General features: G+C 44.7%; 13 protein-coding genes. 9 read left to right on the top strand and 4 right to left on the bottom strand.

All coding sequences use genetic code 11. The features are described from left to right. Window positions 1–61: 61 nt before the first annotated feature. A complete protein-coding gene (locus tag MHH82_RS34450; RefSeq protein WP_003221829.1) occupies window positions 62–412 on the bottom strand; it encodes a P-II family nitrogen regulator in 351 nt (116 codons plus the stop codon). 11 nt (window positions 413–423) lie between these two features. Continuing rightward, on the bottom strand, window positions 424–1638 hold the full coding sequence (gene amtB, locus MHH82_RS34445) for an ammonium transporter AmtB (protein ID WP_015251031.1): 1215 nt from the start codon (window positions 1636–1638) through the stop codon (window positions 424–426). A 281-nt stretch (window positions 1639–1919) separates the two neighbouring features. Between amtB and MHH82_RS34440 the strand changes: the two genes are divergently transcribed. The 5 genes from MHH82_RS34440 (at window position 1920) to MHH82_RS34420 (ending at window position 7659) form a co-directional block, all read left to right on the top strand. After that, window positions 1920–2381: a hypothetical protein gene (locus tag MHH82_RS34440; protein WP_072175615.1), complete on the top strand. Its 462-nt coding sequence runs from the start codon at window positions 1920–1922 to the stop codon at window positions 2379–2381. 186 nt (window positions 2382–2567) lie between these two features. Beyond that, on the top strand, window positions 2568–3137 hold the full coding sequence (locus MHH82_RS34435; RefSeq protein WP_003227761.1) for a hydrolase: 570 nt from the start codon (window positions 2568–2570) through the stop codon (window positions 3135–3137). After that, on the top strand, window positions 3137–4495 hold the full coding sequence (locus MHH82_RS34430) for an MFS transporter (protein WP_032727108.1): 1359 nt from the start codon (window positions 3137–3139) through the stop codon (window positions 4493–4495). Before MHH82_RS34435 ends, MHH82_RS34430 begins: the two co-directional genes overlap by 1 nt. Before the next feature lie 180 nt (window positions 4496–4675). Then, entirely contained in the window at window positions 4676–6148 is a 1473-nt protein-coding gene (pucI, locus tag MHH82_RS34425; protein ID WP_014481153.1) for an allantoin permease, read from the top strand. Between the two features lie 104 nt (window positions 6149–6252). Further along, window positions 6253–7659 (top strand): right-handed parallel beta-helix repeat-containing protein, encoded by a 1407-nt coding sequence (locus MHH82_RS34420; protein ID WP_041850431.1) that lies wholly within the window; start codon window positions 6253–6255, stop codon window positions 7657–7659. Window positions 7660–7740: 81 nt separating this feature from the next. On the opposite strand, the gene MHH82_RS34415 is transcribed toward MHH82_RS34420, so the two are convergent. Both MHH82_RS34415 and MHH82_RS34410 read right to left on the bottom strand, forming a co-directional pair. After that, a complete protein-coding gene (locus MHH82_RS34415) occupies window positions 7741–8931 on the bottom strand; it encodes an MFS transporter (protein ID WP_072175614.1) in 1191 nt (396 codons plus the stop codon). A 21-nt stretch (window positions 8932–8952) separates the two neighbouring features. Next, a complete protein-coding gene (locus MHH82_RS34410; protein ID WP_003227771.1) occupies window positions 8953–9366 on the bottom strand; it encodes a MarR family winged helix-turn-helix transcriptional regulator in 414 nt (137 codons plus the stop codon). Between the two features lie 224 nt (window positions 9367–9590). On the opposite strand from MHH82_RS34410, the gene MHH82_RS34405 reads away from it, so the two are divergent. The 4 genes from MHH82_RS34405 (at window position 9591) to flhO (ending at window position 12139) form a co-directional block, all read left to right on the top strand. Continuing rightward, window positions 9591–9701: a protein usd gene (locus MHH82_RS34405; protein ID WP_010886628.1), complete on the top strand. Its 111-nt coding sequence runs from the start codon at window positions 9591–9593 to the stop codon at window positions 9699–9701. A gap of 14 nt (window positions 9702–9715) precedes the next feature. Then, a complete protein-coding gene (spoIIID, locus tag MHH82_RS34400) occupies window positions 9716–9997 on the top strand; it encodes a sporulation transcriptional regulator SpoIIID (protein WP_003221804.1) in 282 nt (93 codons plus the stop codon). 165 nt (window positions 9998–10162) lie between these two features. Beyond that, window positions 10163–11164, top strand: coding sequence for a cell shape-determining protein Mbl (gene mbl, locus MHH82_RS34395; RefSeq protein ID WP_003227776.1), 1002 nt, complete (start codon window positions 10163–10165; stop codon window positions 11162–11164). A gap of 162 nt (window positions 11165–11326) precedes the next feature. Further along, window positions 11327–12139, top strand: a complete 813-nt coding sequence (gene flhO / locus MHH82_RS34390) for a flagellar hook-basal body complex protein FlhO (RefSeq protein WP_032727034.1) — start codon at window positions 11327–11329, stop codon at window positions 12137–12139. Window positions 12140–12155 lie beyond the last annotated feature (16 nt).

Below are 12155 nucleotides of genomic sequence, written 5' to 3'. Positions count from 1 at the left end.
TTTCTGGGGGGATTCTGTGCACAAAAAAAGAGATCCGGAGTGTCCGAATCTCGTACCGATATTAAAGTGCTTCAGGTCCTTCTTCGCCTGTGCGGATGTTGATCGTATTGCTGATTTCATAGACAAATATTTTACCGTCACCCGGTGATCCCGTTTTCAGCACCCTTTTAGCGGTCTCTGTCACTTGATCAACAGGAACCTTGCTGACCACGATTTCTATTTTTAAACGCTCGTATACATTGCTTTCTATTTTTACCCCTCGATAGAGCTCCGTATGTGCTTTTTGAAGGCCGCAGCCGTGTACATTGGAGAAAGTCAGAGAGGTCACTCCGATTTTTCCGAGTTCCTGCTTCAGCTTTTCAAAATTTGCCGGACGCGTTACAATTTCTACCTTGAACATTTGACCGCTCATAGCGTCACTCCTCACATAGAATCTTGATATGCTTTTTCCCCGTGCATCGTTAAGTCAAGCCCAAGTGACTCTTCTTCTTCAGTTGCGCGAAGGGGAAGGAAGAGGCTTACAAATTTAATAATAACGAAAGTGACAATAAATACAAAAACATAAGTGGCGGCGATGGCGACGATTTGTTTCCAGATTAAGCTTGCATCACCGTAAAATAACCCATCTGCGCCCGCTGAGTTAACAGAGGTTGTTGCGAATAATCCTGTTGCGATTCCGCCCCATGTGCCGCCGATCCCGTGCAGGCCAAAGGCGTCAAGCGCGTCGTCGTATCCGAATTTCTTTTTAAGCGAGAATACTCCCCAGAAACAAACTGCCCCGCCGATGATGCCGATAATAATAGAAGCGAACGGTGTGACAAATCCGGCAGCCGGCGTAATGGCGACAAGCCCGGCGATTGCGCCAGATACCGCTCCGAGCATTGTCGGTTTTTTGTTAATGATCCATTCTACTAAGATCCAGCCGGCGATCCCGGCTGCAGCCGCGGTGTTTGTGTTGATGAACGCGTACATGGCTACACCATCTAAAGTCAAAGCGCTGCCGACGTTAAAGCCGAACCAGCCGAACCAAATCAAAGCTCCTCCTAAGAAGGTGTAAATGAGGTTATGCGGAGAAGACGCTGTACCGTCTTTCCGTTTGCCGAGCACAATGGCAAGAACAAGTCCTGCCACACCGGAGGAAATATGAACAACATTGCCGCCAGCAAAATCGAGCGCTCCAAGCTGGCCGATCCAGCCGCCGCCCCATACCCAGTGCGCTACGGGTGTGTAAACCAAAGAGGCCCATAAAACCGAGAATAAAAGAAAAGCGCCGAATCGCATCCGCTCTGCGAAGGCCCCGGAAATAATCGCTGTAGTCAGAACGGCGAACGTCATTTGGAACATCATAAATAACGAGTGGGGGATGGTATCGCTGTAATCTCCCGGATCAAATCCGACCCCTTTGAGGCCGGCCCACTCCAGCCCGCCGATGATTGAATTGCCTGGTGCGAAGGCAAGTGTATATCCGAACAGCACCCAAACGATGGAAACGATGGCAATGGAAGAGAAACTGTGCATGGCAGTGCTCAGCACATTTTTGCTCTTTACCATTCCTCCATAAAATAACGCTAATCCCGGGGTCATCAGCCACACGAGTAAAGCGCAAAAGAACATAAAAACTGTATCGCCCATTTGCATGTCTCATTCCTCCGTATCTTTCAGAATAAAAAGCAATTATTATATTTCTTCATTATAGAGAAAAAAGAATGATAAAACATTTTCGTGTAAGATTTCCTGACATGGTTTTTAAGGAATGTTATCGAGGGACGGAAAGAAAGGAGAACGGCATTTTTTACGATATAAGACTTTGTATCTATAAAAGAAGCTATTCATATGAGCTGAAAAGGGAATTGACATTAATTAGAATACTATATACTGTATTAAGTGTACTATATCAAATAATACACTGAGGGGGATGTATGATGAAGAAAGGCGGCAGGCTGAGGAAAGCGGTACGCAAGTCGATTCCCGCGACGTTCCGATTGTTTTTAGCCTTTAATTTTTTCGTGTACGGTCTGGCGAAAGTGGTAATTGGCCAGTTTGGCGAGGTGACGCCTGAAATCGAGGCGGCTGCCGGGAAGGGGTTTACGATCGCGTGGACATTTTTCGGTTATTCTCATGTCTATGAACTGTTTATAGGTTTTGGTGAAATCCTGGCAGCTGTTTTATTACTGATTCCGCGAACGGCTGCATTAGGGGCGGTTATTTTTATGCCCATTATTGTGAACATCGTCTTGATTAACTATTGTTTTGACATTGGCGTGCAGGATCTTAGCACGATATTAATGGTTATGTGTCTTATCCTGCTTTGGATGGACCGCCGCAAATTCATGGGCATTTTCAGGCAGGAACCGATAGACAGCAGGCAGGTGATGAAGTGATGACGCCCCTTATGATTACTGTGCTTGCCGGTTTGTTCGTATGCACAACCTGTTACTACTACATAAAAGAAAAATCATGAGAAAACGCTCCTTCTGAGAATTTCACAAGCATCATAAAAGAACTTAGGCAGTGTGAAGAGTAAAATATGCAATGTGAGAAACACTAACAGTATCAGGAGGAGACGTATGATGAATACACTCAACATTGATTTTCAAAAAACAGCATTGGTTATCATTGATTTACAAAAGGGGATTGTGCCGATTGATCAAAGCGGCCAGGTTGTCCCGAACGCGAAAAAGCTCGTAGATGAATTTCGGAAACATAACGGGTTCATCAGCTTTGTAAATGTAGCCTTTCATGATGGAGCGGACGCCCTGAAGCCGCAAACGGATGAGCCTGCGCAGGGAGGTTCAGGGGAAATGCCGGCGGACTGGGCCGAATTTGTTCCGGAAATCGGTGTGCAGGATGGCGATTATACTGTGACAAAACGGCAATGGGGTGCTTTTTTTGGCACAGATTTAGACTTGCAGCTGAGACGTCGCGGCATTGATACGATTGTATTGTGCGGCATCGCAACGAATATCGGGGTGGAAAGCACAGCACGGGAGGCATTTCAGCTTGGCTATCAGCAGATTTTTATTACAGATGCCATGTCCACATTTAGCGATGAAGAGCATGAAGCCACACTGCGCTTTATTTTCCCGAGAATCGGTAAATCGCGGACAACGGAAGAGTTTCTGGAACAAGTGAAATGATGTTATCGAAAAAAAGCCGAGCTGTTTTTTTAACAGCTGTGGCTTCGGGAACAATGCTGAATCCGCTGAACTCGTCTATGATCTCTCTTGCGCTCCATAGCATCCAGCATGAGTTTCACCTCTCGTTTACAACGGTTTCCTGGCTGATTTCCTCGTTTTACTTGGCGAGTGCCGTAGCGCAGCCCGTAACGGGAAAGCTCGGTGATTTGATTGGGCGGAAACGCTTGTTTTTATTCGGGCTTATTCTTGTTGCGGTTTCTGCCATCGGAGCGCCGTTTGCGCCGACGTTTATGACATTATTGGTCATGCGGCTGTTTCAATCGGTGGGGAGCAGTGCGATTTATCCGTCAGGTGTCGGCTTGATTCGGAATCATATTCATGAGCGCCAAGCTTCAGCCTTGGCTGTACTCTCTATTTTTGCGTCCGCCATGACGGCGCTGGGGCCGACAGTCGGCGGGTTTTTGATTGTATGGGGAGGCTGGCCGGCGATCTTTATCGTTAATTTGCCGTTTATTATCCTCAGCTTCTTATTGGGCCTGTATATGTTCCCGAAAGATCAGAAAAAAGGGGCAGGAATCAAAACCATTATTCGGCAGCTCGACATTCTTGGAATTGTTTTATTTGCCGGGGGAATCATTTTCCTTCTATCCTTTTTGCTGTCGTTCAGCACGTCGCCGCATGCGGTTGAAGGTGTGCTTGGCTTACTTCTGCTCTGTGCGTTTGTCTGGCGCGAGCTGAAAACGGATAAGCCGTTTATTGATGTCCGTCTGTTTAAAACACAGCGAAACCTGTCAGCCGTGTATGTTCAGTTTATATTATTGAATGTTTTCTTCTATTGTTTATTTTTTGGTTTGCCAAGTTACTTTCAGGATGAAATGCATCTTTCTGTTCAAACGAGCGGCCTGTTTATGCTGTTTATGTCTGGAATGAGCATCGTTGTGTCACCTCTAACCGGCAAATGGATCGACCGATCTGGTGTCGTCAAGCCGATCTTTGCGGGAGCACTTTTGATGACGGCTGGAGCCGTGCTCTTAACCATCTTTTTTATCAATGTCCAGACCATCGGTAAAGGGCTCATTCTGTCGCTCCTGGGTATAGGCTACGGACTGGGCAATGTCGCGCTTCAGGCAGCGATGCTGGAAACGAGTCCTTCCAACATGGTAGGAACGACTTCAGGCCTGTTTCAAACCTGCCGTTACCTAGGATCGATTTTGTCTTCGGTGATCCTTGGCATTCTTTTTGGTAAAGAAATCACGGCAGCCCATTTTGATATGATGGGAATCATTATGATTATAGCGGGCGGAGCAAGCCTGTTAATGGCTGTGAGATTTGCTGCATTAATGAAAACTGCATCTTAAGAAAGAGACGGGCTCTGAGGTCTGTCTCTTTTTCTTGTTTAAGCTGTTCAAATACAAACGGGAAAATTGTATATCATAGCCAGTGTTATTGTCTGACTCTTCAGTTATATTAAGTGACATCTAATGTCAAAAAACATAACGTGTGACGACATATAGACAATATGGAAAGGGGAGCCGGCTATGAAATTAAAAGAGAGTCAGCAGCAATCCAACAGGCTGAGCAATGAAGATCTGGTGCCTTTGGGACAGGAAAAACGGACGTGGAAAGCAATGAACTTTGCCTCCATTTGGATGGGATGTATACATAACATACCGACCTACGCGACCGTGGGAGGATTAATTGCGATCGGCCTTTCGCCTTGGCAGGTGCTGGCGATCATTATTACGGCATCACTTATCCTATTTGGCGCTCTTGCCTTAAACGGCCATGCGGGGACAAAATACGGGCTGCCGTTTCCCGTGATCATTCGGGCTTCTTACGGGATATACGGCGCGAATATCCCCGCGCTTCTAAGGGCGTTTACAGCTATCATGTGGCTTGGCATCCAAACCTTTGCGGGTAGCACGGCACTGAACATTTTGCTTTTGAATATGTGGCCAGGCTGGGGAGAAATTGGCGGCGAGTGGAACATTCTCGGCATTCACTTGTCCGGTTTGCTTTCCTTTGTATTCTTTTGGGCCATTCATTTACTCGTATTGCATCACGGCATGGAGTCGATTAAACGTTTTGAGGTGTGGGCAGGGCCTTTAGTATATCTGGTATTTGGCGGCATGGTATGGTGGGCCGTTGATATTGCCGGAGGATTGGGCCCGATATACTCTCAACCAGGAAAGTTTCATACGTTTTCAGAAACATTCTGGCCGTTTGCTGCCGGAGTTACTGGCATCATCGGCATCTGGGCGACGTTGATCTTAAATATACCTGATTTTACACGCTTTGCTGAAACACAAAAAGAGCAAATCAAAGGACAATTTTACGGTTTACCGGGAACGTTTGCGCTGTTCGCATTCGCAAGTATTACGGTGACCTCCGGCTCGCAGGTCGCGTTCGGAGAGCCGATTTGGGATGTTGTCGATATTTTGGCGCGATTTGATAACCCTTATGTCATCGTTTTGTCCGTGATCACGCTCTGCATCGCCACGATCTCTGTAAATGTCGCGGCGAACATCGTATCGCCCGCTTATGATATAGCGAATGCCCTGCCGAAATATATCAATTTCAAACGTGGCAGCTTTATCACAGCGTTGCTCGCTTTATTTACGGTTCCATGGAAGCTGATGGAGAGCGCGACAAGCGTGTATGCGTTTCTTGGCTTAATAGGCGGCATGCTTGGACCGGTGGCAGGCGTGATGATGGCCGACTATTTTATCATTCGCAAACGTGAGCTCTCGGTAGATGACCTGTATTCCGAAACAGGACGGTATGTGTATTGGAAGGGCTACAATTACCGTGCGTTTGCAGCCACAATGTTAGGGGCGCTGATTTCGCTGATTGGCATGTATGTTCCTGCATTGAAGAGCTTATACGATATATCTTGGTTTGTAGGTGTGCTAATCTCCTTTCTTTTCTACATTGTTCTGATGCGTGTTCACCCGCCTGCATCATTGGCAATTGAAACGGTTGAACATGCGCAGGTCAGCCAGGCTGAATAAGATCTATTTAGACGGTATATTTTCATATTTTTGAATGGTTTTCCATAAATAGAACATTTATAATGGTTTTAGAAATCTATTCTAAAACGAAATGGGAATCGAAAATGAGAAAATGGTATTTTATTCTTTTGGCGGGTGTTTTAACGTCTGTCATCCTCGCTTTCGTTTATGATAAGACAAAAGCGAATGAGGAAGGATCTGGGGATTATCTGTATGTTTCGCCAAATGGCAGTGATCAAAATGAAGGAACAAAAGAAAAGCCGTTTCGTACATTGGCACACGCATCTGAGAAGGCTGCTGCCGGCACAACTGTCATGATTCGGGAGGGCACGTATCATGAGACCCTTGAAGTAAAGCACAGCGGTACGGACGGAAAGCCTATCACATTCCGAAACTATGAAAATGAAAACGTCGTGATTAGCGGTGAATCCGTTGCGGACGCTGAATATGAAACACCGCTTATTCGTATTCACGATAAACATGACATTGCCATCAGCGGTTTAACAATTCAAGATCTTTCTGTTTCATCTGAGGAAGCAACTGCTATAGGGATTTATGTATCAGGGTCCAGCAGTCATATCGCCATTAAGGATAATCACATCCGGGGGATTAAGACAACAGCGGATGAAGGAAATGCTCACGGAATCGCAGTTTATGGGACTGGCAGCATGAAAGACATCCGAATCGAGGACAATACAGTTGAGAAACTGACGCTTGGAGCGAGTGAAGCAGTTGTGCTGAACGGTAATATCGACGGCTTCACAGTTGCAGGCAATGTGGTCCGCAACAATAATAACATCGGGATTGATCTAATTGGTTATGAGGGAACCGCGGATAAAAACGATTACGTGCGAAACGGAGTCGTAGAAAACAATACAGTTTATCAAAACTCGACTTACGGCAATCCTGCTTATGGAGATGAATACTCAGCGGGCGGGATTTATGTCGATGGAGGACACGATATCGAAATTAAGAACAACACAGTTTACGATAACGATATTGGGATTGAAGCAACGTCTGAACACAAAGGAAAGTATGCAAATGCCATTCAGATCACAGACAACAAAGTGTACAACAATGCGTACACCGGTATTTCAATCGGAGGATATGACAAAAAGCGGGGCGGCACCAGCAATTCTCTGATTGCCCGCAATATTATGTACCGGAATGACACAAAGGGACTGTACGGCGGACAGCTGCTGCTGCAGTACGATACGAAAAACAACACAATTGAAAAGAATATATTGACGGCTGGTGATTCCAGATTATTTATCGGAAACGATTTTACAGAAAATGAAGGAAATACGGTCAATCATAACGTGTACCACAAGGAAGCGGATCAAGACGGCATATGGATGTGGAAAAAGAAAGAATATGATTCATTTTCGTCGTATCGAAAAGCAACAAAAAACGATCAGCAATCCATATATGCCGATCCGATGTTTCGTGATGAAGCGTCCTATGATTTTTCGTTAGATCCTGATTCACCTGCGCGGCCTGTCATTGAATAATTGCTATAAGCGGCGTTCTCTTAGAGAGCGCCGTTTTTTATATGTAAAAAAGACTGCCGGGATTTCCCGGCAGCCTGAAATTTATTCTGCAATAGACACTTTTCCTTCAGCCTCTGCAGGTTTTTTCTGGCTCCACGTGTAGAGGAGCAGGGCAATTAAAACGAACAGCCCCGCTGTTAAATAAATGGCAGAGAAGCCGGCAGATGCTACAAACAATCCGAATACATACGATCCTACAGCAATTCCGCTGTCAAAGAAGGTAAAGAACGTTGCCGTTGCAAAACCGGAGCGGTGAGCCGGAGATTTCTGAATCGCCAATGTTTGCATGCAAGGAACGATTGATCCGTAGCCAAGACCGATAACCGCCCCTGAAAGCAGAAGCATTAAGCCGCTATGTGTGAAGGACAGCATGCAGAGTCCAACAGAGAAAATCAGGATTGATGGATAAATGACAATGCCCGGTCCGACTTGGTCGAACAATTTCCCTGTGAACGGGCGTGCAATCATCATTGTCACCGCAAAGCAAACAAAGAAATATCCGCTGATATCCGAAAGGTCAACTGATTTGGCGAATACAGACAGATATGATGTGACTGTTGAATAACAGAAAGAAATAAACAAACCGACCGTCGCAATTTTGAGTGCGCCCTTTTCAAACATATCCGAGAACGCAAAACGGAATACAGTCGTACCGCTGTCCTTACTTTGCGGCACTTTTATCAAGAACGAAACAAGTAAGCCCGCAACCATAAACAGCGCAAAGGCTGTAAAGAATACAGGAAAGCTTACCACTCTCATCAAATTCAGACCAAGGAAAGGCCCGATCGCCATAGCGAGGTTCATAGACATGGCAAAGTATCCAAGCCCTTCACCGCGCCGTTTGGCTGGAATAATATCAGCGGCAATTGCACCTGTAACAGTCGTTAAAATGCTGAACCAAATTCCTTGGAAGAACCGCAATCCGAGCAGCAGGGAAAAGTTATGAATCGGCATATACAGAAAAGATGATAGGGCGAAGAGCGCCATTGATACAATCGCCATTCTTTTCTTCCCGAAACGCTCAACGATGGCTCCGGAGAAAGGCCGTGTAATGATCGCAGACAGAAGGAACAGGCTGATTAAAAGCCCGCCTTGTGATTCTGTGCCGCCAAGCTCTTGCAGTGTATAGATCGGCAATACAGTTAAAAATGTATAAAAGAACACAAACACAAATAAATTGACAAGCAGGACCATAATAAAATCCTTGGTCCATATCGCATCCGCTTTTTTCAAATGTATGTCACTTCCTTATTTTCATTGTTGTAAAAACATGCGGAATAAATGAGAAAAAGCTTCTTTATCTTCATCCCGGAAATCTGCAAGCAGCTCTTCCTCGAATTTCAGCATTTTCACATTGATTTCTTCGTATTTTTTCTCGGCTTCTTTTGTGAGGACAACAAGTTTTTCCCGTTTGTCTTCACCTTGCCGTCTCTGAACCCAGCCGTTCTCCTCCAGGCGTTTGATCGTCCGAGTCACAGTCGGCGCTTCCACATTTAAATAGGACCAAATCTCTTTTTGAGTCATTGGTCCGATCGTACGCAAACAATATAAAACTGACCATTGAGATGAATAAAGGCCGAATGGCTCTAGCTGTTCATTGGCTTTCTTGGCAATCAGGCGGGCGCTTTGGTTGATTTGATGAATGAGGTGTCTGTTGACGTAGGACATGTCGGTCTCCTTCTAAAAAACTTACCTAAGTAACTAATTGCTTATTTCATTTTACAGGAGCGATCAATAGTTGTAAAGATGAAAATTTAGTGACGCGAAATAGTTTGCTGAATCTGAAAAAGTTCGTTTCACCCCTTGTCCTTATTGAGTTTTTAGCATATTCCCAAAAGAATGCTAATACACTGTTACAAACCTAACAAAGAGAGTGTTTGAGGTGAGGGATCGTGGGCATATTTCACAAACTTACTTTTAAAACCATACAACGAAGAAGCGGCATAATGAACGACTCTTTACAGAATACGGATCTCATTTCACACTTCTCACATCCATTTTAGGGAGGTCGAGTGGTGTGCACGATTACATCAAAGAGCGAACAATCAAGATAGGGAAGTACATCGTGGAGACAAAGAAAACCGTTCGTGTCATTGCGAAGGAATTTGGTGTTTCCAAAAGTACAGTACACAAGGATTTAACAGAGCGTCTGCCTGAAATTAACCCCGACTTGGCAAACGAAGTGAAAGAAATACTCGATTATCATAAATCCATCAGGCATTTAAGAGGAGGAGAAGCGACAAAGCTCAAATATAAAAAAGATGAAATTCTCGAAGGAGAGCCTGTTCAGCAATCGTAATCACCTGGCATTGCCTTCTTGAAATCGTTCATAAAACATCCGCAAAAATTTGTAAAGAACTTATTGTGCTTCCAACTTTTTTTCTATATTTTATGATAATATATATAATTAGGGCACAATGTGGATATTTACTGTGAAACAGATTTTCAAGGAGGATATAAATAGATGTTTGCAAGGGATATTGGTATTGACCTCGGTACTGCAAATGTACTGATCCATGTTAAAGGTAAAGGAATTGTTCTGAATGAACCTTCCGTTGTTGCACTTGATAAAAACAGCGGCAAAGTGCTGGCGGTTGGCGAAGAGGCAAGACGAATGGTTGGACGTACACCTGGGAATATTGTTGCGATTCGCCCGCTGAAAGACGGAGTTATTGCTGACTTTGAAGTAACAGAAGCAATGCTGAAACATTTTATTAACAAGCTGAATGTAAAAGGCCTGTTCTCAAAGCCGCGCATGCTCATTTGCTGCCCGACGAATATTACATCCGTTGAGCAAAAAGCAATTAAAGAAGCTGCAGAAAAAAGCGGCGGGAAACATGTGTACCTTGAAGAAGAACCTAAAGTTGCCGCTATCGGCGCGGGTATGGAAATATTCCAGCCAAGCGGTAACATGGTTGTAGACATCGGAGGCGGGACGACGGATATCGCGGTTATTTCAATGGGCGATATTGTCACCTCCTCTTCTATTAAAATGGCTGGGGACAAGTTTGACATGGAAATCTTAAATTATATCAAACGCGAGTACAAGCTGCTGATCGGCGAACGTACTGCGGAGGATATTAAGATTAAAGTCGCAACTGTTTTCCCAGACGCACGTCACGAGGAAATTTCCATTCGCGGACGGGACATGGTTTCCGGTCTTCCAAGAACAATTACAGTAAACAGTAAAGAAGTTGAAGAAGCCCTTCGTGAATCTGTCGCTGTTATTGTTCAGGCTGCGAAACAAGTGCTCGAAAGAACACCGCCTGAACTTTCTGCTGATATTATTGACCGCGGCGTTATTATTACCGGCGGAGGCGCGCTCTTAAACGGCCTTGACCAGCTGCTTGCTGAAGAGCTGAAGGTACCGGTCCTCGTTGCTGAAAATCCTATGGATTGCGTAGCCATCGGCACAGGTGTCATGCTTGATAATATGGACAAGCTTCCTAAACGCAAACTAAGCTGATTTCACAAACCTCATTCTGAAAAAGAATGAGGTTTTTTTATGAAAAAGCCTTCACGAAAAGATGTTAAATGACGATAATAGGATAAAATACTGAGTTTTTATTATAGAACGAACGTTCCTATATGACAACTGGAAAAAATGCCATTTTTAGAGGTGGGAAATTTGTTAAAAGGATTATATACAGCAACATCCGCAATGATTGCCCAGCAGCGAAGAACGGAAATGCTTTCAAATAATATTGCTAACGCAAATACATCAGGATATAAAGCTGATCAAGGCTCTATGCGCGCGTTCCCTGAGATGCTGCTCAGCAGAATAGAATCAAAATCTCCGGCCGGGACATCAAGGACGGAAATCGGTTCCGTGAATACCGGAGTATATATGCAGGAGCTCAAGCCTCTCTTTACACAGGGAAGCCTGAAGTCCACAGACCAGCCTACAGACATTGCATTGATCGAAAATCAAGTTCCGATGAATGCGGAAACCAATGAAAAAGCTGCTCTTTTTTATCCGGTTCAAACAGCGGATGGAATCCGTTATTCAAAAAGCAGCACATTTTCACTAAATGAAAACAATCAGCTGACGATCAACGGACGCCCTATTTTATCGACGGATCGCCAGCCAATCACTGTTGATAATGAGAATTTCACTGTGTCTGAAAACGGTACTGTGACAACGAACGGACGCACAGCCGGCCAGATTGATGTCAGAATGGCGGAAGATGTCCGCAATCTCAAACGGGACGGAAATGATTTGTACAGCACGGCGGACGGTAATGATCTGCCAAGCGCAGCCGGAAATAATCAGGTAGCCTATTCATTAAAACAAGGCGTCTCAGAGCTTTCAAACGTGGATGTGACAAGCGCCTATACAGAAATGACTGAAGCGTACAGATCGTTTGAGGCGAATCAGAAGGTTATTCAGGCTTACGATAAAAGTATGGATAAAGCAGCAAATGAAATTGGAAAAATTTAAGATAACGGAAGAAAAA

It is taken from the genome of Bacillus sp. FSL K6-6540 (assembly GCF_038007545.1).
Note: the sequence above shows the minus strand (reverse complement) of the source record. Positions and strands in the feature narration are given on the sequence as shown.